Annotated in this window: 16 protein-coding genes and 2 pseudogenes; 16 read left to right on the plus strand and 2 right to left on the minus strand. The window is 68.7% G+C overall.

Translation table 11 applies throughout. The annotated features are described in order from the left end of the window. Positions 1-40 precede the first annotated feature (40 nt). The 13 genes and pseudogenes from ACFXDJ_RS15315 to ACFXDJ_RS15375 all read left to right on the plus strand — a co-directional run bounded on the left by ACFXDJ_RS15315 (position 41) and on the right by ACFXDJ_RS15375 (position 16627). Positions 41-898 (plus strand): hypothetical protein, encoded by an 858-nt coding sequence (locus tag ACFXDJ_RS15315; RefSeq protein WP_384656144.1) that lies wholly within the window; start codon positions 41-43, stop codon positions 896-898. A gap of 315 nt (positions 899-1213) precedes the next feature. Further along, positions 1214-1429 (plus strand): annotated as a pseudogene (locus ACFXDJ_RS15320) (hypothetical protein); the annotation flags it as partial. 360 nt (positions 1430-1789) lie between these two features. Continuing rightward, positions 1790-2086 carry a hypothetical protein gene (locus ACFXDJ_RS15325; RefSeq protein WP_384656147.1) on the plus strand — a complete coding sequence of 99 codons (297 nt, stop codon included), beginning with the start codon at positions 1790-1792 and terminating at the stop codon, positions 2084-2086. A 99-nt stretch (positions 2087-2185) separates the two neighbouring features. Continuing rightward, positions 2186-2809, plus strand: a complete 624-nt coding sequence (locus tag ACFXDJ_RS15330; RefSeq protein ID WP_384656150.1) for a sortase domain-bontaining protein — start codon at positions 2186-2188, stop codon at positions 2807-2809. Between the two features lie 48 nt (positions 2810-2857). Further along, positions 2858-3013, plus strand: a pseudogene (locus ACFXDJ_RS15335) (transposase); the annotation flags it as partial. Positions 3014-3374: 361 nt separating this feature from the next. Continuing rightward, entirely contained in the window at positions 3375-4232 is an 858-nt protein-coding gene (locus ACFXDJ_RS15340) for a hypothetical protein (protein WP_384656152.1), read from the plus strand. Continuing rightward, positions 4232-5089, plus strand: a complete 858-nt coding sequence (locus ACFXDJ_RS15345) for a trypsin-like serine peptidase (RefSeq protein ID WP_384656155.1) — start codon at positions 4232-4234, stop codon at positions 5087-5089. Before ACFXDJ_RS15340 ends, ACFXDJ_RS15345 begins: the two co-directional genes overlap by 1 nt. 104 nt (positions 5090-5193) lie before the next feature. After that, positions 5194-5904: a DUF998 domain-containing protein gene (locus tag ACFXDJ_RS15350; RefSeq protein WP_384656156.1), complete on the plus strand. Its 711-nt coding sequence runs from the start codon at positions 5194-5196 to the stop codon at positions 5902-5904. A gap of 160 nt (positions 5905-6064) precedes the next feature. Next, positions 6065-11203 carry an amino acid adenylation domain-containing protein gene (locus ACFXDJ_RS15355; RefSeq protein ID WP_384656159.1) on the plus strand — a complete coding sequence of 1713 codons (5139 nt, stop codon included), beginning with the start codon at positions 6065-6067 and terminating at the stop codon, positions 11201-11203. A gap of 45 nt (positions 11204-11248) precedes the next feature. Continuing rightward, entirely contained in the window at positions 11249-12247 is a 999-nt protein-coding gene (gntD, locus tag ACFXDJ_RS15360) for a guanitoxin biosynthesis L-enduracididine beta-hydroxylase GntD (RefSeq protein WP_384656162.1), read from the plus strand. A gap of 62 nt (positions 12248-12309) precedes the next feature. Beyond that, positions 12310-13536, plus strand: a complete 1227-nt coding sequence (locus ACFXDJ_RS15365; protein WP_384849189.1) for an ATP-dependent carboxylate-amine ligase — start codon at positions 12310-12312, stop codon at positions 13534-13536. Further along, a complete protein-coding gene (locus ACFXDJ_RS15370; protein WP_384659248.1) occupies positions 13533-15386 on the plus strand; it encodes a hypothetical protein in 1854 nt (617 codons plus the stop codon). The genes ACFXDJ_RS15365 and ACFXDJ_RS15370 overlap by 4 nt, the downstream gene beginning before the upstream one ends. Next, a complete protein-coding gene (locus tag ACFXDJ_RS15375; RefSeq protein ID WP_384659251.1) occupies positions 15383-16627 on the plus strand; it encodes an MFS transporter in 1245 nt (414 codons plus the stop codon). The genes ACFXDJ_RS15370 and ACFXDJ_RS15375 overlap by 4 nt, the downstream gene beginning before the upstream one ends. A 130-nt stretch (positions 16628-16757) precedes the next feature. Here the strand turns inward: ACFXDJ_RS15375 and ACFXDJ_RS15380 are convergent, their stop codons facing one another. Both ACFXDJ_RS15380 and ACFXDJ_RS15385 read right to left on the minus strand, forming a co-directional pair. Further along, complete coding sequence (locus ACFXDJ_RS15380) at positions 16758-17207, minus strand: winged helix-turn-helix domain-containing protein (RefSeq protein WP_384849192.1); 450 nt, start codon at positions 17205-17207, stop codon at positions 16758-16760. Positions 17208-17595: 388 nt separating this feature from the next. Further along, complete coding sequence (locus tag ACFXDJ_RS15385; protein WP_384659257.1) at positions 17596-18810, minus strand: sensor histidine kinase; 1215 nt, start codon at positions 18808-18810, stop codon at positions 17596-17598. 498 nt (positions 18811-19308) lie between these two features. On the opposite strand from ACFXDJ_RS15385, the gene ACFXDJ_RS15390 reads away from it, so the two are divergent. From ACFXDJ_RS15390 to ACFXDJ_RS15400, 3 genes are all read left to right on the plus strand, one after another. Next, a complete protein-coding gene (locus ACFXDJ_RS15390) occupies positions 19309-20052 on the plus strand; it encodes a response regulator transcription factor (RefSeq protein ID WP_384849195.1) in 744 nt (247 codons plus the stop codon). Positions 20053-20425: 373 nt separating this feature from the next. Beyond that, the gene (locus tag ACFXDJ_RS15395) at positions 20426-21940 is read left to right on the plus strand and encodes a peptide MFS transporter (protein ID WP_384659263.1); all 1515 of its coding nucleotides are present in this window, start codon (positions 20426-20428) and stop codon (positions 21938-21940) included. 148 nt (positions 21941-22088) lie between these two features. Beyond that, positions 22089-23405, plus strand: coding sequence for a peptidoglycan-binding protein (locus ACFXDJ_RS15400; protein WP_384659266.1), 1317 nt, complete (start codon positions 22089-22091; stop codon positions 23403-23405). The last annotated feature ends 8 nt before the right edge of the window (positions 23406-23413 follow it).

The following is a 23413-nucleotide window of genomic DNA, read 5'->3' on the forward strand; positions in this document are numbered from 1 at the left end:
TCTGGGCCTGATGACCCCGGACAGACCTCGGGCCTAAGGTATGCCGGTGATCTTCAAGAGGAAGCGGAAGGCTACGAGCCTCACCGCCGCCGTGTCCGAGCTGGAAGGAGCGGTTGCCGCTCGGGACGGCGACCGCACCGGACGTGCCTTCACCGCCATGATGAACGCCGTGCAGTCGGCACCGGATGCCGAATGCGTTCTGGCAGGGCCCCGGTTGGCAGCGCTGCTTCCGGCCTTCCCGCCCACCGGCCCGCGGCCGATGCTGGCGATGGCGGCCGGATTCTGCGTCGAGCGCGGTGCCGATCCGGCGGCCTGCGCCGAGCCGATCCTCGGCGGCGTCCATCAGGACCTGCTCGACGCCCTGAAGTTCGCACGCAGCTGGACCTCCACCGGCGCGGCCGAGGACGAGCTACCGGAGCCGGACGAGAAGATCATTGATGACGGACTGCTGGCGCGCCTCGGCGGTGACCGGCACCAGGCCGCGCGGCTGGCGCTGGCCTGGTGCTCGGTCGAAGAGTGGCAGCCACCCTCGTTGGCCGTGCTGTGTCGCAGCACCGAGGCGCGCCGTCGGCATGCGTCCGAGATCCTCCCCGCCTGCCGAGACCTGGCGGCCCTGGAGCGGCACGACCTCAAATGCCTGACCTACGCGTTGGCAGTCCTGGACGACGAGCCCCTCGTGGTGTTGCACAAGCCGACCGGGACCGGATTCGAGGTGAACATCGGCGGCATCGGGGACAACTTCCAATTGCACACGCTGCTTGCCCACGTCCTCGTCGGCGGCGGCCCGGATCTCCCGGGCACGGCCGAGCTGACCCGCGTCCTGACAGCGGACGAGACGCGGGCGTGGTTCGCCCGCACATCGCCCGGCAACGGGATACCCCGCCCGGTTCACTGTTGAGCGAGACGGGCTGGACACCGGTCGCCCCGGAGACGCTGCGGCCGTCGACGCCGGGACTCATTTCGAGCATGGCGACGTCCAGACCGTCGTCCTGCCAGTTCTCGGCCATCCGTACCCGGCGCGCCGTGAATCCGCCGTGAGGTGCGGGCACGTTCTCCAGACTGCTTCCGGGGATCGGGACCTCGCGCTCCGAGAGGAATTCTAGCTATGTCCGAATCGGCGGAAGTGATGAAAACTGGCCTGCGGCCGCCGTAAAGTGCCAGGTCAGTCTGCTCCCCGCGCATGCGGGGATGACCCCTACCGAGGACGTGTGGCGTCGTCGACCGCTTCTGCCCCCTGGGCCCGGTCGAGGCCCACATCGAGAGGCTGCGTGTCCTGCGCGACCTGGGCGTCGACCAATTCGCGGTCTACGACACGGGCGACGTGCGGGAGGCGACCATCGACGCCTCTTACGGTTCCTCCATCATTCCGTCGTTCAGCTGGCGCTCGCGGGTAGAGGGCCGGCCCGCCAGTACGGCATCCATACCTTAAGTGGGCCACAGCTTTCTGGGTGGAGTTCGGCATGCCTCATATTCTCGATTCCGCCCCCCGGGCTCCGGGATATGGAATTACATGCCGGTTGACCGCAGGGGAACTTGCGCGATCGAATCGAAAACGGTTCATCGCAATCTCCACTCAGAATGAGGATGCATTCGCGTGCGTATCGCATTTCGTGCCGCAGTCGTCGCTGCGGGTGCCGTAGTACTCGCTTCCCTTCCGGCAACACCTTCCTTCGCTGCTGCCGCGAGCGCAGATCGGCCCTCTGCCGGTTCACCGACGGCCATGGCGGGGGACCGGCTGACAAGGAAGCGCGTTGGTGAGCAGACCTTCATTTTCTCGGCCAGCGGCCAGGTGAGCGCTGTCAAGTCCGAGACTCCGGGCAAGCCCAATGAGTCGGGCACGCCTGGTGTGCCCGGCAAGCCCACAGGCAGCGTCAAGCCGGAGGCTCCGAAGGACGAAAACAGGTGCAAGGGCAAGGGCGCAGAGGGGCGGAAGAAGGCCCCCGTTCCTAAGGGCGGCGTCAAGGCCGGCGCCGAGGGCGTGGACGCTCAGGGCAACGAGATGATTGCGGGCAGCGCCGGTCTGGCCGCCATCGCGGCCGCCGGCCTCGGCTTCGCGACCCTGCGCCGCTCCCGCTCGGACTCCTGACTCTTCACTCCTAGCCAGTACGACCAGCGGCTGGGTGGATCCTCCTCCACGCGGCCGCCGGTCCGCACCAACCCGCACTCACCCGGAGCCATCCGCCCCATGCTTCCTGTCGCCCCGCGCCGCCACATCCGCCTGCGCCCGCTTGTGACCGCTGCCGCTGCCGTGGTCGCCTTCGGCACCCTGGCCGCATGCGGCTCCGACCTGCCGTCGGACCCCGAAGTGGGCAGTGCCGCCTCCACCCAGGCCCGCGACTTCGCCGCCGCGCTGCCGCAGTCCCGCCCGACCGGACTGAGAATCGAATCGGCCGGTGTCGATGCGAAAGTGATGGTCGACCTGAAGATCGAGTTGTCCGGCGAGCTGGGCGTACCGGACCCGGACAAAGAGGCGAACGCCCCTGGCTGGTGGACCGCCCGCGTGACCCCCGGGGAGAAGGGCGTCTCTGTCCTGGTCGCCCACTACGACACCAAGCACGGTCCGGCCCTGATGAAGGACGTCAACAAGATCAAACTCGGCGACGTCATCGAGGTTCCGCGTGAGGACGGCAGGACGGCCCGGTTCAAGATCCGAGAGATCGAGGACGTCGACAAGAAGAACTTCCCGACCGCCAAGGTTTACGGGGAAACCGAGCGCCCCGAACTGCGCCTGCTGACCTGTGGCGGCGAGATCAAGGACGGCCACCGCACCAACAACGTCATCTTGTATGCCGACTTGGTCGGCGCCTGAGGCGCTGGACCGCCCCACCGACCGCGAGAGCATCCGAGGGACCTGCGTCTCCAGGCCGACACCGAGATGCAGCGGATCGTCTGCACGGCGAACGCGATCGAGTCCGTGAACGCGCGGATCCGCAAGGCCGTCCGGGCCCGCGGGCACTTCCCGAACGGGCAGGCCGCCATCAAGTGCGTCTACATGGCCATCATGAGCCTCGACCGACGAACAGGCAGTCGGTATGACTGCGGCGCAAGAGGTGTCGAGTCCCCGGAAGGGGGTCCGCGCCCATTCGATGGGTTGTTGGACGTGATCCAGCTGAAGGCCTCTTCAGCCATTCGTGGGCATTCGCTGAATATCTGCCATATTTGCCGAGGATTCCCCATCGCGCAGATTGGCTCGTATTGTGAGTATTGCTCGGACGATCACTCTTGCTGTAGCGGTAAGCGCAGCAGGCGCCTTCCTCGTAACGGCAGGGGCATCGGCCGCTGTTGCGGACCCCGGTCCGGTCGATTCTGGTGCCCCCATCGATCGATACCCCTGCGGCCACGTGAAAACGCCTCATGACCCCAAGCTGGGGCCGGTGGAAAAGGCCCCGTGGATCTACTCGCGGGTAATCTCCTCGGGCTTCTTCTACACCGACAAGCCGGAGGGTAAGCGGGCTGACGACATGGTGACGTGTTGGAGGGACGGCGAGGTAACCCTCTACCAGGGAGACCCTGACGGCGACTTCGACAAAGAGCATCAGCTGATCGACCCCAAGGCCGAGCAGCGATTCAAGAACGCCACCTCTATGACTGCCGGAAACTTCACCGGATCCGGCAACAATGACCTCCTGGTGCGCTGGAAGGGCGGAGACATCTCGCTCTTCAAGAACGTCACGCCGCACCACAAGCTGAAGGAAGAGATAAAGATCGCCCCGCCCAAGGGCGACGAGGACGTATGGAAGAAGAAGGTCGTCTCCGTCACCTCGGGGAAATTCCAGAGTGATGGAAAGCGGGACGACGTCGTTGTCCTGTGGACCGACGGCGAAGTCACCCGGTACTCGTTGAGCGAGCAGGGGTTCGGCAGCCAGACTCAGCTGCTCAAGCCCAACAAGCAGTGGAACCGAACCATCGCCAGCATCTCGGCGGGCCACCTCGACGCAACCGGAAACACGGCCATCAGCGACCTGCTGGTCCAGTGGAAGAGCGGCAAGGTCAGCGTCCATGACTACACCCCGGGCCGCGAACTCCCGCCGGGCGTCTTCATCCAGAAGGATGCGAGCAAGGGCTGGGGGGACGCGCTCATCACGGTGGGCAACCACCACCGCGAGCCGGGCGACAAGCGGGACCTGCGTGACGACCTGATCGTCCGGTGGACCAGCGGAAAGCTGTCGATGTTCCAGGACACCAGCATCAAGGGCCTGGGCAAGGAGCGCGTGCTGGCGCAGGCACCCTGATGCCGAAGACCTTCCGCGGCGGACTTGCCATGTCCGCCGCGGCCGGTCTGGTCGTACTCCTGGCCGTCGTGGCCGAGCACCACCCCTACGCCGACGACATGGCACAGCCGTTTAGACCCGCCGCCACCCAGACCGCACCAGGAGCACCGGGCGGGCCGGACGCCGTCGCAGAGCACTTCGACGGAACACCGGCGGTAGGCACGTTCGTCGATGCCGATGAGGACCTCACCGACCACAGCTGCACGGGCACGGTGATCGAAAGCCCCCAAGGAAACCTGATCATCACCGCCGCACACTGCGCAATCCAGGCGGGCCGCTCTCTGTTCGTGCCCGGCTACAACCGCACGAAGAGTGCGGCCGAGCAGCCCTACGGGACCTGGCAGGTGGACAGAACCTGGGTCGACTCCCGGTACTACGCGGCCAACGACCGGGACGGTGACGGGGGCACCGACTACGACGTGATGTTCGTACGAGTGAAGCCGGACAGGGCCGGCCGGAGTGCGGCCTCCGTTACCGGAGCCCACCGGCTGGCGCGAACCCCGGACTACGAGAACGACGAAATCACGCTCATCGGCTACCCCTGGAGCAGCAAGGACCCCGAAGACCGCGCCGTCCGCTGCACCGTGCCCACGACCCGGCTGCCAGGACATGACCAACTGCAGGTCACGTGCGACGGGTACGCCAGCGGCGTCTCAGGCGGCCCGTGGCTGCGCAACTTCGACGGCACCAAGGGAGAGGTCATCGGTGTGATCGGCGGACTCCAACGCGGCGGGCCTACCGACCAGATTTCCTACAGCCCGTTCATCGGAAACGCCGCATTCGAACTGTTTGACCGGGCAATCCACGACCAGTCATAGGAACCACCAAGGTGTTGTCCCAAATATCTGCCACACAGCGGCTGGAGTGCCTCTCTCCGTTGGGGCGCCGCCGCACGGGCTCCCTCCTCCTCATCGTTGGCGCCGTGGCGTACAGTGCCTGGCCGCTCGAGTTCCTGGTAGCGACCGGAATCCGGCCGACAGTGTCCTACGTCTCGGAACTGGCTGCGCAGGGGCGCCCATCACGATGGCTGTTCATACTCTGTGACGCTGTCTCAGGTGCATTGGTGATGCTGGGCAGTACACACCGGCTGATCAGTACCCCGCGATCAGCGCCGCGCCAGCGGATTCTGTGGGCCGTTCTGGTGGCCTTTGGCACAGCTACCTGTCTGAATTCCACGTTGGCGCCGATGGCGTGTGCCCCGTCCCTTGACCCGGCCTGCGAAAGAGCAGGAAGCGGGGAGGCAGGCGCCTCCGCGCAGGCACTGTTCCATCTCGCCCTGAGCACGATGGCGGAGTTGACCCTGCTCGTTGCGATGGCCGTGGCCACTGGAGCGGCCCGGCAGGGTCGGGGGAGAGGTCTGCTGGGGGTTTCGGCGGTCGGGAACATCGGTTTGCTGCTTGTGGACGTACTCATGTCACTCAGCCCGGGAAGCTGGCATGGCATACCCCAGCGTGCACATGTGGTCATGGCTTCCGTCTGGCTGGTGTGCCTTGCCTTGGCGGATCAAAGCCGTGTCCGAACTCCCGCCGGTGTATGTACGAGCGGTGAGGCTGCGCAGAGGGATCACGAATGCGCCGGGCCGATCCGTTGCGCCCAGCGAGGAGAGATCGAGCGAAAGCGCGAGATTGTCTGACTTTACCCAAGCGGTGACCCCATAGCAGGCGTCGCTTTGCGCGCCGGCGGCCAGGCAAAGCGGTTAAAACCTATTCGTGCTCGTTGAGGTGAGAATGATCGGCACAAATGCAGGTCCGATGTCGAACGGTGTGCATGGAGATGATTCGGCTCTCTCGGAATTGGTCGAACGGCACGTACTGACCCGCCCGGAGGCGGTCTCGCTTTCGTATCCGGAGGAAGGCGTCACCCTCACCTACGCCGAGCTGGGCTGCCGGGCCAACCGGCTGGCGGCGTACCTCATCGGGCAAGGCGTCGGTCCCGGAGACCGGGTGGCAACGTGCCTGCTTCCCGGGTCCGACCTGGTGATCGCCTTCCTCGCGATCGTGAGAGCCGGAGCCGCCTACGTTCCCATGGATCCGGCGCACCCCTTGGAGCGCCGTCGGCTGATCGTGCGCGACTGTGACGCAAGGGTCGTGGTGACCACCGAGGCCTTCGCCCCGGACTGTGCGGGCCTGTCGGCTGTGACCGTGGCCGTTGACACCCTCGCGAAGTTGATCGCCGCGCAGTCCGACGGTGTCCCGGAGGTACGGTCGGCGCCCGATGACGCCGCTTACGTCTGTTACACCTCGGGAACCACCGGCACGCCCAAGGGGGTCGTCGTCCCGCACCGTGCCGTCATCGACCTGGTGACGTCGACCGACTACGTACACCTGACGCCCCGGGACGTGGTGGGTCAGGCCGCCAACCCCGCATTCGATGCGGTCACTTTCGAGATTTGGGCCGCGTTGACCTCGGGCGCCCGGGTACTCGGCTTGTCGAAGGACACCGTCGTGTCCCCGGCCGCCTTCGAGCGTGAGGTGCGCGAGCACGCAGTGAGCGTCCTCTTCCTGACGACCGCCCTGTTCAACCAGATAGCCCGGGAGCGGCCTGCGGCATTCGCCCCGCTGCGCGTCCTGCTCTTCGGCGGAGAGGCGTGCGACCCGCGCCGGGTCCGGGAAGTGTTCGCGGCGCGGCCTCCCCGCACGCTCCTGCACGTGTACGGGCCCACCGAGACCACCACCTTCGCCACCTGGCACGAGGTCACCGAACCGTCCGTAGGCACCCGGACCGTGCCGATCGGCCGCCCGATCGGCACGACGGTGGCCTACGTGCTCGACGCGGCCGGACACCGGGTGCCACCGGGTGGCACCGGAGAGCTCCACCTCGGCGGGCCCTGCCTGGCTCTGGGCTATCTCGGACGCCCGGACCTCACGCGGGAGCGATTCGTCGACGACCCCTTCGCGGCCGACGGCAGCAAGCTCTACCGCACCGGAGACTGGGTCTTCGTGCGCCCCGACGGCGCGATCGAGTTCCGCCGCCGCGTTGACGATCAGATCAAACTCCGTGGATTCCGCATCGAACTCGGCGAGATCGAATCGGTGCTGACGTCGCATCCCTCCGTGGCCCAAGCAGTGGTCTCCCTGCACGAGGCGGGGGACGACCGGCGGTTGGTCGCCCACGTCGTGCCCGCGGCATCCGCAGCCGAGCGCGAGCCCTCCGAGCAGCTCACCGAGTGGCGGGAGATCTACGAAACGCTCTATGACGACGCGGAATCCGCCGCCCTCGGATCGAACTTCACAGGCTGGAACAGCAGCTACGACGCGGAGCCGATCCCCCTGGAGCAGATGGAGGAGTGGCGTGCGTCGACGGTCGAGGCCGTCCGCGGACTCCGGCCCCGCCGGGTACTCGAGATCGGCGTGGGCACCGGCCTGCTCCTCCACCGGCTCGCCCCGGACTGCGAGGAGTACTGGGGCACGGATTTCTCCGCATCCGTGATCGACGCGCTGTACTCCCAGACGGTGGCGGACCCCGAGCTCCGCGACAAGGTCACCCTGAGCTGCCGGTCGGCGGACGACATCGACGGACTGCCCGCCGGGTACTTCGACACCGTAGTGGTCAACTCGGTCGTCCAATACTTCCCGCACCTCGACTACCTGAGGACCGTCCTCGAAGGCGCACTGACCCTGCTGGCGCCCGGCGGTTCCCTCTTCCTCGGAGACCTGCGCAACCTGGACCTGCTGCGCTGCATGCAGACCGGAGTGGAGCTCGCACAGGGCAGCGACCTCGACCGTGAGGGAACGCGCCGGGCCATTGGCCAGCGTGTCGCCCAGGAGACCGAACTGCTCCTCTCTCCCGCCCTTTTCAGCGGCTTGACGGCGGACCTGCCTGCCATCCGATCGGTGGACGTACGGGTCAAGCGCGGCGTCCACCACAACGAGCTGACCCGATACCGGTACGACGCCGTCCTCAGTACTCGGGAACCGGTCTGCGATCTGAGAACCGCCCCGCGACTCGACTGGGCCCGGCAGCTGGACGGTGTCGACCGGCTGGCGGAGTACTTGCGGGCGGAGCGGCCCACCACCCTGCGCGTCACCGCGGTGCCCAACGGCCGCATCCAGGCCGAGTACGCGGCCATGCGGGAGCTCGACCGCGCCGGCACGAGCGCCGGGACCGCGGAGCAGCCCGTCAGGACCGGCGCCGCACCCGACCCCGAGGTACTGTGCGCGGCGGGAGAGGGCTTGGGATACCGGGCGTTCACCACGTGGTCGGCTCAGTCCGACGAGGCCCTCGACGTCCTCTTCGTGTCCTCCGCCGACATCCCGGACGGACCTCTGACCGGTGGATACGCGATGGACACCGACGAGGCCCCCACGGCGGAGGACTGCGCCAACACACCCAGGGCCTTCGACCACACCGTCGACCTGGGCGGCGTGCTCCACGGCTACCTCCAGGAACAGCTGCCGCACTACATGGTCCCGGCCGCGCTCGTAACACTCGGGGAGCTTCCGCTCACCCCGAACGGAAAGGTTGACCGGCGAGCCCTGCCGGCACCCGTCTTCGCGGCCGCCGCCGCTGGGACACGGCCGGGGACGCCGGTGGAGGAGATCCTCCGCGATCTGTTCGCCGAGGTTCTGGGACTGCCGAAGCGGGAGGTCTACGCCGATTCGGACTTCTTCGCCATCGGTGGCCACTCCCTGGCGGCGGCCCGGCTCGTTGCCCGGCTGCGCGCCACGCTCGGGGCAGACCCGAGCAGCCGGGCCCTGTACGAGGCACCGACTCCCGCACTGCTCGCCGCCCTTCTCGACGGTCCCGGTGCCACCGCCATCGACTCGGCTGCGCACCATCCGCTCACGGCGGTGGCCGCAGCACCGCGCGCAGGGGCCGCGGCAGGGGAGTCCCCCCGGCCCACCCCGGTGCCCGTCGTCGTCCCGCAGGAGCAAGCCCCCGGGCACGGCACGTGGGAGACGCAGATCGACGTGGACTTGCACCGTCGGCTCACCGCGTTCGCCGCCGAGCACGGAACCACCCTGTTCATGCTGGTGCACACGGCTCTGGCCGCCGTGCTCACCCGGATGGGCGCGGGAACCGACATCGTCCTCGCCACCATGGTGCCCGCCCGCGATGACGGCCCGCCGCGCCGTGCCGCCCCGCATACGCGCATGCTGGCGTTGCGTACGGACACCTCGGGCGACCCTGCGTTCACCACGCTGCTCCGACGTGTCCGGGAAGCCGACCTGACCGCCTACCGCGTGAGAGCCACGCCGCGGATTCAGCCGGGCGGCGTGATCCTCGCGTTGGCCCAAGAGGCCGGCGTTGCTCTTGCGCCGTCAGGGCCGGACGTACAGACGGAACGTACCCTCCCACCTCACCTCGACGCGGAACTCGCGTTGCTGCTGACGGAGCGACAGAGCGCGACCGGCGCGCCGCTCGGCATCACGGTCCGTTCGGTATTCCGCCGCGGCGCTGTCGACGGGGCGACGGCGGCTTCGCTGACCGCGAGCCTGGTCGCTCTGCTCGCCTCCGCACTGGACGACTCGGGCAGCGCGATCAGCCGTCTTCCCCTCGCGTCCGACCATGCGTCGCACCGCATGCGCCGGGATGCGGACGGGGGGCATCGCACCGTGGCACCGGCGACCGTCCCCGAGCTCTTCGCACACCAGACTGGGCACGCTCCGAACGCCCCAGCACTCGTCAGCGAGGGGCAGGAGGCGACCTACGCGGAGCTGGACTCGCGCTCCGACCGGCTCGCCCGGACTCTCGTCGGCCACAAGGCCGGGCCGGGAACGGCCGTAGCCATCGCCATCGCCTCGCCCGTCGGCTTCGCCGTCGCCCTGCTGGCCGTCGCCAAGGCCGGCGCCGTGTGCCTGCCGCTCGACCCGGACGCCGGTGCGCCGCAGAACGCGGACCGGCTCGCGAAGACGCGGCCCGTCGCCCTGCTCCTGGACGCCCACGCCGCGGAGTCCCTGCCACCCACGCCAGGTATCGCACGGCTGTCGGAGCACACCGACGTGATTCCGGGATCCGCCGCCCCGCTCCTCGACGCCGACCGCACCGGGCCGCTCACCGCGGAACACCCCATCCTGCTCGCCCCCGCCGGCGCCCCCGGAGCCGGCCAGGCACTCATCGGTCCCCTGCCGGTCGCCGCGGAGGCCGCCCGACGATCCGAGGGGCTGCCGAGCGCCCGTAGCGCCTGGCTGGTCAGGCGCTACCCCGATGCCGACGCCGCACTCGGACTCCTGGGCGTCCTCGCCTCGGGCGGCACGGTACTCGTCCCGGACACAGGGTGGTCCAACGACCTGTCGGCCCTCCTCGACTGGCTGCACGAGCGGGCCGCCGAGGAAGTGCTGGCCTGCGACGCGGACGCCGCTGGCCTGTGCCGGGCCGCCGGAGCGCGGGGCCGTGGATCCGCCCGCGTACGGGCCCTCACGGTGTCCACGTCCCTCGACCGCGCGAGCGTCGACACCACCGCGTTCGCCCGTGCCTACGGGCTGGCCCTGACCGTACGGGGAGGGCCGGCCGAAGCGCGTCTCGTCACCGTGCGGCAGCCCGGAGGGCAGACCCGTACCGATCCCCACCACAGGGTGTACGTACTGGACGAGGCCCTACGGCCCGTGGCGCCGGGATCCACCGGCGCGCTGTACCTCGCCGGCGCCGGCATCGCGCTCGGATACGCGAACAGGCCCGCCGCCACGGGCGAACGCTTCGTCCCCGACCCCTTCGCGGCGCCCGGCAGCCGCATGTGGCGTGCCGCGAGCGCCGCGAAGCGAGGCAGCGACGGCAGCCTGGAAGTGCTGGGCGAGCCCTGGCCCGAGGACCCCTTCGAGGACGCCTACGGTACGTTCACCGTCCTCGCGAACGGCCGGGGGCAGCGCGCGCTCTGGCCCACCACCGCCCCCGTGCCCGGCGGTTGGTACGAGGCGCACCCCGAGGACCTCCGTGAGACCTGCCTCGGTCACCTGGACGGACACCGGGCGGCGGACCTCGAAATTGGCAGCTGATCCGCACCCACCCGCATCACCCTCCCCCGAATCAGAAGGTCTTTCATGCCCGCAGTGCACCAGGCCGCCAGTCCCCGGGACTCGCGCCACCACCTACTCGAACTGTCCGAGGAGGACGCGAACGCCGCCCACGACCTGGCCCGGCGATGTGCGAAGGAGTTCAAAGCGGCCGACGACGCCCGCTTCCTCGACGAGGCGCCCGTCATCGCCCACGACCTACCCCTGACCGTACGCCGACACCTCAACACCGCGCGCCGGGACGAGGCCGCCCACACGACCGTGATCCGGGGCAATCTCGTCGACCAGGGAGCCCTGGGTACCACCCCGGGCCACTGGAGCCGGGCCGACACGCAGCCGAGCCAGGCCTACGGCTGCCTGCTCGTCCTCTACTCCGCCCTCCTCGGCGACGTCATCGGCTGGGCCTCTCAGCAGGCCGGCCGACTGGTCACGGACGTCCTGCCGAGCCGCGGCTACGAGCACAGCCTGGTGTCCGCGTCCAGCGAGCTCGAGCTGGCCTGGCACACCGAGGACGCCTTCTCACCCCACCGGGCCGACTGGGTCGGCCTCCTCGCGGTGCGCAACACCGCCCGGGTCCCGACCACCGTCTCGCACGTCGATGTCGGGAGCGTGCCCGGGAACATCGCGAAAGTGCTCGCACAGCCGCGTTTCGTTCCCGTCCCCGACGCCTCGCACGAATTCGGCGACGATACGCCCCGGATGGCTCCCGTACCGGTCCTGGAAGGCCACCCCGACCGCCCCGTCCTGCGCATCGACCGCGACTACTTCCGGGCCGGGGACGAGGACCCGGAGGCGGCCGAAGCCCTGGCCTGGGTCGTGGCCCACCTGGACGCCAATCTCGCCGACCTCTTCCTGCGAACCGGTGACGTCTGTTTCGTCGACAACCGCAACGTCGTGCACGGGCGCAGGCCGTTCCGCGCCGAATTCGACGGCTCCGACCGGTGGCTCAAGCGCGTCAACATCGTCCGCGATCTGAGGCGCACGCGGCCCGGGCGCCCAGACGGCGCGACCCGAGTCATCGGCTGACGAAACCCCAACCGGCATCGGCCCTTCCCTACACAACAGACCGCAATCCAGCGAGGCCCCGAATGACCTTCCAGACCACCCGCCCCGTCGTCCTGTTGGTGGAGAGCCGCCGGGCCACGTTCACCGACAGCGCGCTGAGCCGCGACGACGTCACCGTTGTGCTGCTCCGGTTCGATTCCGTCGAGCTGTCCCCGCACTACGTCCAACGCACTTCGCACGTTCCCACGTTCACCCTGGAGACCGCCGCCCCGCTGGAGGACGAGGCGGCCCGGTACCTGCGCTGGACCGCGGACGCCGGTATCCGCCCGCAGTTCTTCTGCAACCCGAACGAGGCGCTCCAGGCGGACGCCCAGCGCTTCGCCGCGCTCGTCGGCCTGCCACACCTGGGCCGAGAACAGGTCGGCTGGGTGCGCAACAAAATGTCCATGAAGGACCGTTACGCAGAGCTGGGCATCCCCCATCCGGCCTACCGGCCCGTGGACACCCTGCGGGACGTCGAGGCGTTCGCCGCCGATCACGGCTGGCCGGTCGTGCTCAAGCCGGTCGACTCCGACTCCTGCATCGCCACGTACCGGATCGGATCAACGGAGGGTCTGGCCGCCGTACCACCCCTCGATCCCGCCCTGGAGTGGATGGTCGAGGAGTTCATCGACGGACGCGAGTTCCAGCTGTGCGCGGTCGTGGCACGGGGACAGGTCGTGGACGCGTACCTGTCCAAGAACCCCCGTCCGATCCTGGAGGTCCTCGACGGGGCGATCAACGCCAACATCACCTACGCACCGGGGGAGCGGCTTCCAGTCGACGCGAGGGCACTGGCCCAGCAGCTGACCGACGGTCTTGGCATCCCCCACGGGTACCTGCACGGCGAGTTCTTCCTCACGGAGGGGGGAGAGTTCTTCATGAGCGAGGTGGCGGCCCGGCTCAGCGGCTGCGAAGTGCCCATGAACCACGGCCTGGCCTACGGCTTCGACTTCCTCGGCGTCGTCCTCGACACCTACCTCGACCGGGTTCCGGTACCCGAATACACCAAGAACCGCGCCGTCGGCGACCTGCTCCTGCCCATCCGGCCCGGAAGGCTCGTGCGCATCAGCACCGGGGACGAACTGCGCCGGCTGCCCGGCGTCATCGGCGTCCACCTCACCGCAACCCGAGGCGACCTGCTCGATCCGCCGAGAGCATCACACGCCGCCACCGGCTACGTCCACGTCGAAGGCGCCACCGCGGACGAGGTCGAGCAACGCATGTACGCGGTGCTCGACCACTTCGAGCTGGAGGTGGAGGAGGCGTGAGCGGCCCGAAGCGCGGCGCGCTGTTCCTCGCGTGCGGGACACTGCCGGACTACGAGGAGGCCGTCACCCGCCTCCTGGCCGATGACGGGGAGGGCGAGCCGGTCCCGGTATGGAGCGGGGGCCGTACCGGACTGCGCGACGCGATCGACTTGGCGGAGCAGGTCTACGGAAGTCGGCGGGTCCCGGCACCCAGCGCCACGGGCATCGTCCTCGGCGGGCCGCTGCCCGAACCGTTGCAGCGCCTCGCACGCCCCCTGGCCCGCGACTGGGTGCCGAGCGCGTCCGATCTGCCGGACTCCGGTTCCGTGCTGCTCATCGGCACGTACGGGGACCTGCGCGCGGACGCCGTTCAGGAAGTGATCGAGCAGGCCCACGCGCAGGGCCGCCCGCTGTTCCTGCTCACGGGCCGCGACGTGCACACCCTCAGCTGGATGGTCGCCAAGCAGTACGCCAACGTCGTACCGCACGCGGACGTGGGGATGTTCTCCGAGCTGGACGCGCTCGCCCCGGTGCCGGGCACCGTGTGGCTCGGCGCCGAGGACGTCCGCCACCGTGACGTCCAGAGCATCGCGCTGGGCCGTGTCTGGAGCCGGGTGCTGTTCCACGGCAACGGCAAGGACGACCAGCTCAACCTCGGACAGTTCACGTTGTGCGGGCTGAGCCCGGTCGGCGAGCGGCAGCCCGGCGCTGACGGGCCGAAGTGCGCGTACGGGCTGGGTTGCCCCAAGCCCGAGGACAAGCTCATCCCGGTACGGCGCATCCGCGCCGCGGAACTGGTCCTGGGCAACTGCTTCAGCGGCCCGCTGTCCGACCACGCGATGTACGACGCGAAATACGTGATCCTGCTCGACGCGCTGGACGGTCCTGCCCAGACCGTCGTCGCAACCCTGACGGCCTGCGACGCACAGCGTCCGGAGAATCTCGCATGGCTCACCGGCACCGCTCTCCGGGGCAGTGCGGCCGGCGCGATCAACGAGCGGCTCAAGGACATCAACCCCTACCCGGCGTTCGTACAGATCGGGCTGCAGTCCTCCGGGCTCACCGAACAGAACGCGACCGCGGGCGAGGAACCGGGGGAGCGGCCGGAGGACGGAGAGTCGCGTGTCCCCCTGCACACCCTGGGTGCCCGGCTGTCCGGCCTGCTCGACAGCGGCCTGTTGACCGACGAACACCCCCTGCGGCCCAGGCTCCGGCAGCTCGCGGACACCGTACTCGGCGCTGCCGCGGTGCGGACCGTCCTGCTCTCACCCCGGGACGGAGCCTGCGCCTTGTCCGAGGTCGGGGCCGAGACGAAATCGCTCGACCTGGCCCTAGCCCAGCGCCTCGCCAAGCACCACGACGACCCCGTCCTGGGGTTCCCCACGTACTTCGGGGAGCGCAGCGTCGCCGGGGAACCCATCGAGCTCGACCGGCCGTGCGCCTGCGGCCGGCCACTGCGAAGCTACACGCGCCGGGGCCGGTTGCCGGTCGTCACCGACACGGTCCAGGCGGTGTGCGCACGCTGCGGCGACGTGGCCAACTCCCACGTGGACGCACCCGAACTGCGGGTGAGGTCCGCCGGTCGGACATCTCCCGGAGACCGCCTCCACGTCACGCTCGAGGCGCTGCCGCACAGAGCGGGCACGGTGAACATGGGGATCGTGCTGCCCACGTACCTCAACGCCCGGGTCCGGCCCGCGCTGTGCCGGGAGGAGGCCTCGGCGGGAGGAACCGCCCGCGCCGAGTTCGAAATCGAAATGGCGCCGCAGGCCACACCGCAGGCCTACTACTTCACCCCTTACGCGGTGCAAGACCTCGGGATCTCCACCCGCCGTGTTCACTTCACCCTGACCGGGAGCCCGACCTCGTGAGCCTCTTCATTGCCGAGAAGCCGATTCTCTCCGCGCTGCGGCACCGCGACTTCCGGCTGCTCGCCTCGGGCCGGCTGCTCATGTACTTCGCCAACTCGATGGCGCCGATCGTGCTCGCCTTCGCCGTGCTCGACCTCACCGGGTCCACGACCGACCTCGGCATCGTGGTGGGCGCGCGGTCACTCGCCAACGTCGTGCTCCTCCTCCTCGGCGGAGTCGTCGCCGACCGTGTCTCCCGCACCCTGATCCTGCAGGGTTCCGCAGCGGCCGCTGCTTGCGTCCAAGGTGCGATCGCACTCAGCGTGCTGTTCGGGGCCACCTCGATACCCCTGCTGATCGTGCTCGGTGTTCTGAACGGAGCCCTCGCCGCCCTGTCCTTCCCGGCATCTGCGGCCATGACCTCGCAGACGGTCCCGGCCGAGATCCTCCGCCCGGCAAACGCCCTGATGAGGATGGGCACCAACGTCGGCATGATCATCGGCGCTGCTCTCGGCGGGATCGTGGTCGCCCTCCTCGACCCCGGATGGGGGCTCGTCTGCAACGCCGCAGCCTTCCTCGCCGCATCCCTGTGCTTCCTCGGGATCAAGAGGGCGGACGCCGAGAGCGGCGCGGCCGCACCCACCCGCCCGATTCAGGAACTGCGACAGGGGTGGCGGGAGTTCACCGCGCGCACCTGGGTGTGGGTGGTGGTGCTCCAGTTCATGGTGGTGAACGCGGTCGTCGCCGGTGGCATCCAGGTCCTCGGGCCCACGATCGCGGACGACACCTTCGGCCGCAGTGCCTGGGGAGTGGTCCTCGCAGCGCAGATGGCGGGAGCGGTGGCAGGTGGCTTCCTCGCGGCCCGCACCCACCACCGCCACGCGATGCGCATCGGTGTGGCCGTCGTGGCCTTCGAGGCTCTTCCTCTCATCGTGCTTGCCGAGGCTCCGGGAGCGCTGTTGCTGAGTGCGGCGATGTTCCTGAACGGAGTCGCCCTCGAACAGTTCGGGGTGGCCTGGGACGTGGCCCTCCAGGAGAACATCCCGGCAGACCGTCTCGCGCGCGTCTACTCCTACGACGCACTCGGGTCCTTCATCGCGCTGCCGATTGGCGAGATGGCCGTCGGCCCGGTGGCCGGCCTGCTCGGCAGGGAGGTCACCCTGCTGACCGGGGCGTCCCTCGTGGTTGCGGCAACCGCACTGGCCCTGTGCAGCCGAGAAGTCAGATCCCTCACCCTGGCTCGGCCTCAGCGCGCGGCCTGACGACCAAGGGGACGCCTCAGCAGTCGAACCCCCAACGCGCATGAGGGCCGGAGGGCCTCCCGGTATCGCTCGGTCGGATTCGCACCACCGAGCTACCGAGAGGACCTTCTGCCCTCATGCGCGTTGGGGTTCAGTTTCCGGAAGGGTCGATGACGTACGTGCCCTGGTGGCGGTTGCAGACGACCAGCCCCTCGCGCTCCAATGCTTGAACGGCCTTGGAGACCGTGTCCACGCTGACCCGGTACTCGGTGGCGAGCGTGGGTCGGTTGGGCAGGCGGCCGCGCAAGCCCCGGTCCAGGATTCGCCCGCGAATGAGGTCGGCGATCAACTCCCAGGCATGCGTCACCCCGACCCGCGGGGGAGCGTATCGGGCTCCGGGGGTGCGCAGTCGCGTGCGCGCGGCACGCCGCACGAACTGGGCGGTGGGGTACGGGATCCGGTAGCGCTTGGCTATCTCCCCCGCGTCGGGTATCCGAGGGTCGGTGCCGGGCTGCCCGACGCGGCGGACGACGTCGTCCGCCAGCAGTTGGTAATGGGGACGCGGCGTCTTTTCCCGCTCGCAGTTGTGTGGTGCAGTCATCAAGAAGCGACCGTCTCGTGATGGGGCGTGCCCGGTCCTGACGGGGGTCTGCGAGCACTCGAACATTTCTGAATCCGTCCTACTGGCCGGACTGTATAGCGCATATGTCCATGGTCCATCGCACGCTGTGACCGTCTTCAGGGTGCGGAACGGTGGTGAGCGCCACAGGGGACCGATACGTCGGCGTGCGCAAGGTCGCGCGACGCATCCAGGTGGGCTCCGAACAGGCCGCGGTCGGCCAGGACCAGCTGCCGCCTCGTCCGCGACGCGCCAGGCGCACCCCACCCGTCCTCGCGCCGCACCGCCTCGGCCAGCGAGGGCCTGGGTGACCCCGTCATCGGTGTCGAAGGTGGTCAGTACCAGGACCGCGGGCCCATGGGGCAGTTCTTCACGGCGCACATCCACTTTCGGGCAGGGCGAGTCCGGCCGGTGCCGGTACGGGGCAGGGCGCGGCCTCGAGCGGCAGCATCACGTGTACTCTCCAGCCTCCCTCAGGGGTGGGGCCGGCGGCGAACCCGCCGCTCAGCAGGGATACGCGCTCGCGCAGTCCGGTCATTCCGAAGCCCCCGCCGATTTCCAGGGGCCAGGCCGGAACACCGGCGGGGGCTGATGAGTTGGTCACCGAGACCGACAAGGACGCGCCCTGTGACCACACGCGGACGGTGGCGCGGGCCCCTGGAGCGTGTTTGGCGATGTTGGTGAGGGCCTCCTGGACCGTCCGGTAGACGGTCAGCGCGACTTCTGAAGGAACGTGCCCCGTCGATACCGTCGGGCATTCGACCCGGAGGCCGGCCGAGCGTGCTTCCTCGACCAGAGTGTCGAGGTCTTTCAGCCGCCGCCCTGTGATCACCGTGCCCTCGTCGTCGCGCAGCGCGCTCAGTACCTGGCGAAGGTCCCGCATGGCTGCCCTAGCGCTGTCACCCACGCCCCGGGCGAGCTGTTGACTTTCGGGCCGGGAGCCCCCGGCGGCCTCGATCGCACCAGCCTGCATGGCCATGATCGAGATTCGGTGGCCGAGTACGTCGTGCATCTCCCGCGCCAGCCGGAGCCGCTCCTCCGACCGCGTCCGGTCGGCCCGCCGTTCCCGTTCCTCGCGCAGGGCCGCGAGGCTGCGTTCGTAGGCCCGCGACCCCATGCCGAAGACCAGCGGGAAGGCCGTGTAGATGGCTGCGCACAGGAACCGGTCCGGGAGGGAGGAGCCGACCGACCCGGGCAACAGCGTCTTGAGACAGGTGAAGAGGGCCCAGGCGAGGCCGATCACGACGGTCCGGTCGCGACGCTGTCCCTGGGCCAGGCAGTAGAGGGCCAGGAAGACCGGGAGGCGGGAGCCGTCGACGATCAAGCCGCCCGCGGCGAGGAAGGCGACCAGGAGAGGCGCCTGGCGACGCCACAGGAAGCCGGCGGAAACGACGAGGGCGACCACGATTCCCGGGACGGCGCTGCGGATCAGTCCGGTTTCGGGATCAAGGGCGCTGCTCGTCGATCCGACCGCCACCAGGCCCACGATCAGCAGGTCGGCACGCAGCAGCCACGTGCGTCCGACAGGGGTCTTGAGGTTGGCGTAGCAGCGCTCGAAGGGGTCCGGAGAGGCGAGGGCGGTCACAGAGATCCTTGATCGATTCGGCCTGTTCCATCAGAAGAGCGGCAAACCCTACCAGAAAGGACTAGACCAGTTGGTGTCGGGCGTCACATTCGGGGCCGAAAGTACGAGGCCTGCCCGGCCGGCGTATGCCCGCCGCCCCGCGTGCAGGGGGCACGCCCGGCATTCACCTTCGTCGACAACGGAGCAACGAAAGCGGACCGAAACTCCTGGTAATTCACTTTCGACGACACAAGTGTCACCGAAGGTCCCCGATCGGCCGGGCCTTGTTCAGTTGCGCACCAAACCCGCTTTAACCTGTCCTCTCCAATACATGAATCCAGCTTGCAAGAGAATCTTTCGTGCCTGCTGGGACTGGCCGCCCGCGAACCCAAGGGGTTGACCGCTATGCCTTCCTCCCAATGTATCCGAGACGCCGGTCCGAGCCACGTGCCAGCAGCCCGCAAGGTCAGTCGGTTCGCAGGGATGGCGAGTGCCAATTCGGTCCGCAGCCCCTTGCGAATGGGTGAAAGGCGCCCCAGGGCCGTCCGTGTTCTGCTGATCCAAAACAATGCCCCCCTCGCGCATGCGCTGCGAACGGGGCTGGAGCCCGAAGGGTTCCATATTGAACCAGCCTTCGACGGGCGCTCGGGGCTGCGGCGTGCACTGGACGGCGACTACGACCTCATCGTGCTCGATGTTCTGCTGCACGGGCTGTCCGGCTACGAGATGTGCTCCCGGATCCGTGCGGCGGGCCGGACCACCCCCATGCTGATACTCAGCGCCAAGAACGGCGAGCACGACATCGCCCGGGGCCTGGAGAGCGGCGCCGACGACTACCTCGTCACCCCGTTCGCGTTCGTCGTGCTCGTCGCTCGGCTGCGGGCTCTGATGCGTAGGAGCGGGCAGCATGCGCCGGCCGGGTGGCTGGTAGGCGATCTGCGCGGGGACCCCGCCTCCATGAGGGTGTGGCGGGGCGAGATTGAGGTCGAATTGACGGCCAAGGAGTTCAGCGTTTTGGCATGTCTGGCCGAGAAGCCCGGCCGGGTCGTCACCAAGCCCGAGATCATCGATCGGATCTGGGAGAAGAGCTCGGGACGACATCCGAACGTGGTCGAGGTCTACGTCAGCTCTCTGCGTCGCAAGATCGACGCCCCCGTCCGCCAGACGAGCATCGTCACGGTCCGGGGCGCAGGCTACAAGCTCGTCTCCAGGAAGCAGGCCGTCGCGCGCTACACGGCTACGTCCGTTTCCGCCCCGTCCTGACGCTTCCGCATCACTGTCGAGCAGGGGCAGGTGGGTGGGCAAGGTAATGCCGGGGCAGTCTGGAGATTTCGCGATAACCAGTGGCGCAGTCGCGAGTGAATGCGCCCGAGCTGTCCCGTAAAGGATTTAGGAAGCTGAAGGCGGCCTCGGCAGGTCGTGAGGATTCCTGAAGGGGCCTACAGGATCCGAGGCCTTTTTTCTTCCTCAGATATACGTTTCGATGCGAGATCACCGATCTACGGCTGAGGCTCTGCGGATCCAGAGTGGCCACAGGAGCAATATGCCGGGATGCGGTAAGAGCCAATGCGCATGGATTTCCGGGGCGCTGCCTCCGGAAGCCGGTGGACGACCGCCAACCCAGCAAGGAAAGAGCATGACGTCACACCTGACTCAGGACCCGGTCCGAACCCCTCCGAAGACCTTCCTCGGTCACCCCCGTGGCCTGGCCACTCTGTTCATGGCCGAGATGTGGGAGCGCTTCTCCTACTACGGGATGCGTGCGCTCCTCGTCGTCTACTTGATGTCGGGCGGCATCGACGCCGCGACCGGCAGCCAGGGCGGCGGCCTCGCCTTCACGACGGCCACGGCCACGGCGATCTACTCCGTATACGTGGCCATGGTGTACCTGATGGCCGTGCCCGGCGGCTGGTTCGGCGACCGTGTCTGGGGCGCCCGCAAGACGGTCGCCATCGCGGGCGGCGTCATCATGGCGGGCCACTTCGCGCTCGCCGTGCCCGGTCAGGTGATGTTCTTCGTCGGTCTGGCTCTGGTCGCGGCCGGTTCGGGTCTGTTGAAGGCCAACATCTCCACGATGGTCGGCCACCTCTACGACGGTCCCGCCGACCCGCGCCGTGACAGTGGCTTCACCCTCTTCTACGTCGGCATCAACCTCGGTGCCTTCGTCGCACCGTTCGTCGTCGGCACCGTCGGCCAGAGCGTCAACTGGCACTTGGGCTTCGCCCTCGCCGGCGGCGGCATGGCGCTGGGCCTGCTCCAGTTCCTGCTGGGAACCAAGCACCTGAGCCCCACCAGCAGTCTGGTCCCGAACCCGCTGTCGGCGCGGGAGCGCAAGGCGATCGTCATCAAGGTCGTCGTTGCCGTCGGCTTCACTGCGGTGTTCTACGCGGTCATCGGCTTCACCGGCGCCTTCACCCTGGACTGGGCGCTCGTGCCCCTGTCCCTCGCCGGTCTGCTGATCCCGGTCGGCGTCCTGGCCCGCATCAAGCGCGACAAGGACCTCTCGGCCCCCGAGCAGTCGAAAATGAACGGATACATCTGGTTCTTCGCGGCCGCGGCAGCCTTCTGGATGATCTACGACCAGGGCGGTTCCACCCTGGCGGCCTTCGCAGAGAAGAAGACCGCCAACACGGTCTACGGTTTCGACTTCCTCTCGACGTGGTTCCAGTCGCTGAACCCGCTCTTCGTGATGTCGCTGGCCCCGGTCTTCGCCTGGCTGTGGATCTGGCTGGCGCGCAAGGGCCAAGAGCCGACGACCGCGGTGAAGTTCGCGATGGCCCTGGTCCTGGTCGGAGGCTCGTTCTTCGTATTCGTCGTCCCGATGGGCATGGCGCAGGGCGGCGACAAGGTCAGCCCGATGTGGCTCGTCTCGATCTACATGATCCAGACGATCGCCGAACTCTGCCTCTCCCCGGTGGGGCTATCCGTCACCACCAAGATGGCCCCGCAGAAGTACGCGAGCCGGATGATGGGCGTCTGGTTCCTCACGGTCACCGCCGGCGACTGCGCCGCCAGTCTGCTGTCGATCGCTGGAGTCGACCTGAACGGGACCGGGATCATCGCGGACCAGGCCTTCCTGGCCTCGCTCGCGGGCTTCGCGCTCTACATGTACCGCAAGAACGTGCAGAGGATGACGGGCGAAATCCACTGACGTGACGGTGCCTGGGCCCCGTGGACCACCGGGCCCGCTCGGGGCCTGCCGGACCGGACCCACCAGCAGGCCCCGAGCGCGTCGCCGCTCCCGTCGTCCGGCCCCCGTCACCAACCTGCGACCCCACCACTCCGCGACAGGAGACTCCATGCGCAACACGCCACGGTTCATCGATCTTTCCCCTCACCCGGACTGCCCGTGCACGGGCTGCCGCACCCAGCGGACCGAGCGCAGGCAGCGCAGGGAAGGCTGCGAATCCGTTCCCCTCGTCCTGGGCACCCGCACCGCCGCAGTCCTCGTAGCCGCCGCCGGAGTGGGGCTGTCCGGAGTCGGTCCGGCCTCAGCCGCGGACAGTGCGAGCACCCCGACGGCAGTCAACTCCCGGCAGGACTCCAAGGGCGCAGACCCCCACACGCCGCAGGGCCGGGTGGCAGGCCTGCAAGGCGCCCCAGAAGAGAGCTCGGCCACCTCGGCCCGCCGCTCCATAACCCGCGCGGAGGTGATCCGCCGTGCGCGCGGATGGGTGGACCAGAAGGTGCCTTACCACATGGGCAAGTACTGGTCGGACGGCTACCGGCAGGACTGCTCGGGGTTCGTCTCCATGGCCTGGAACCTCGGCAGCAGCCAGACCACATGGACCTTGCCCGACTTCGCCACCCGGCTCTCCAAGAGCCAGTTGAGCCCCGGCGACATCCTCGTACGCAACAACCCGGACAGCCCCGCCAGCGGTTCCCACGTGGTGATCTTCGGTGGCTGGACCGACAGCTCCCGCACGAGGTACGTGGCGTACGAACAGACACGTCCCCACACGCTGAAGCGCGACACGCCGTACGCCTACTGGAACCATTCAGGCTCCTACGTGGCGTACCGGTACGACGGGATCACCGGTGGGAACGGTGAGGGCCGCCAAGGAGAACAGGACGCTTTCCCCGGCGCTGGTTCGTTCGGCCCCGGAGCGCGCAACGAGCACGTGACCCGTCTGGGGAAGATGCTCACCGTACGAGGAGCCGGTCGCTTCTACACGTCCGGGCCTGGCCCGCGCTGGTCGGCCGCGGACCGGGACGCGACCGCTGCCTTCCAGCGTGCCCAGGGCTGGACGGGCGCCGACGCCGATGGCATTCCCGGCAAGACGACTTGGGACAACCTGATCCACGGCAAGGGCAGGGACATCCCCTCGACGCCGAAGGACCAGGAGCAGGACCGCACTCCCGGAGGCGGTAGCCGCAAGCCCGCGTTTCCCGGGACGGGCCACTTCCGCCCCGGCCGGGTCAACGACCACGTCCTGGACCTGGGACGGCAGCTGGTGCGGAAAGGCTTCGGCCGCTACTACGCGGTCGGCCCGAGCCGCGACTGGGGCGAGCCGGACCGCCACAACGTCGCCGCCTTCCAACGTGCCCAAGGCTGGACGGGCGCGGACGCGGACGGCTACCCCGGCCCGCAGACCTGGAGCAGGCTGTTCAGCTGACCCGAGAC

Origin of the sequence: Streptomyces sp. NPDC059443, from assembly GCF_042750105.1 — a bacterium.
Classification (GTDB): Bacteria; Actinomycetota; Actinomycetes; order Streptomycetales; family Streptomycetaceae; genus Streptomyces.

What these genes read in the sequence shown, in the direction of transcription:
- ACFXDJ_RS15315 (WP_384656144.1), top strand. Translation starts at nt 41, where the DNA reads ATGCCGGTGATCTTCAAGAGGAAGCGGAAGGCTACGAGCCTCACCGCC.
- ACFXDJ_RS15330 (WP_384656150.1), top strand. Translation starts at nt 2,186, where the DNA reads ATGCTTCCTGTCGCCCCGCGCCGCCACATCCGCCTGCGCCCGCTTGTG.
- ACFXDJ_RS15345 (WP_384656155.1), top strand. Translation starts at nt 4,232, where the DNA reads ATGCCGAAGACCTTCCGCGGCGGACTTGCCATGTCCGCCGCGGCCGGT.
- gntD (WP_384656162.1), top strand. Translation starts at nt 11,249, where the DNA reads ATGCCCGCAGTGCACCAGGCCGCCAGTCCCCGGGACTCGCGCCACCAC.
- ACFXDJ_RS15365 (WP_384849189.1), top strand. Translation starts at nt 12,310, where the DNA reads ATGACCTTCCAGACCACCCGCCCCGTCGTCCTGTTGGTGGAGAGCCGC.
- ACFXDJ_RS15380 (WP_384849192.1), bottom strand. Translation starts at nt 17,207, where the DNA reads ATGACTGCACCACACAACTGCGAGCGGGAAAAGACGCCGCGTCCCCAT.
- ACFXDJ_RS15390 (WP_384849195.1), top strand. Translation starts at nt 19,309, where the DNA reads ATGGGTGAAAGGCGCCCCAGGGCCGTCCGTGTTCTGCTGATCCAAAAC.
- ACFXDJ_RS15395 (WP_384659263.1), top strand. Translation starts at nt 20,426, where the DNA reads ATGACGTCACACCTGACTCAGGACCCGGTCCGAACCCCTCCGAAGACC.
- ACFXDJ_RS15400 (WP_384659266.1), top strand. Translation starts at nt 22,089, where the DNA reads ATGCGCAACACGCCACGGTTCATCGATCTTTCCCCTCACCCGGACTGC.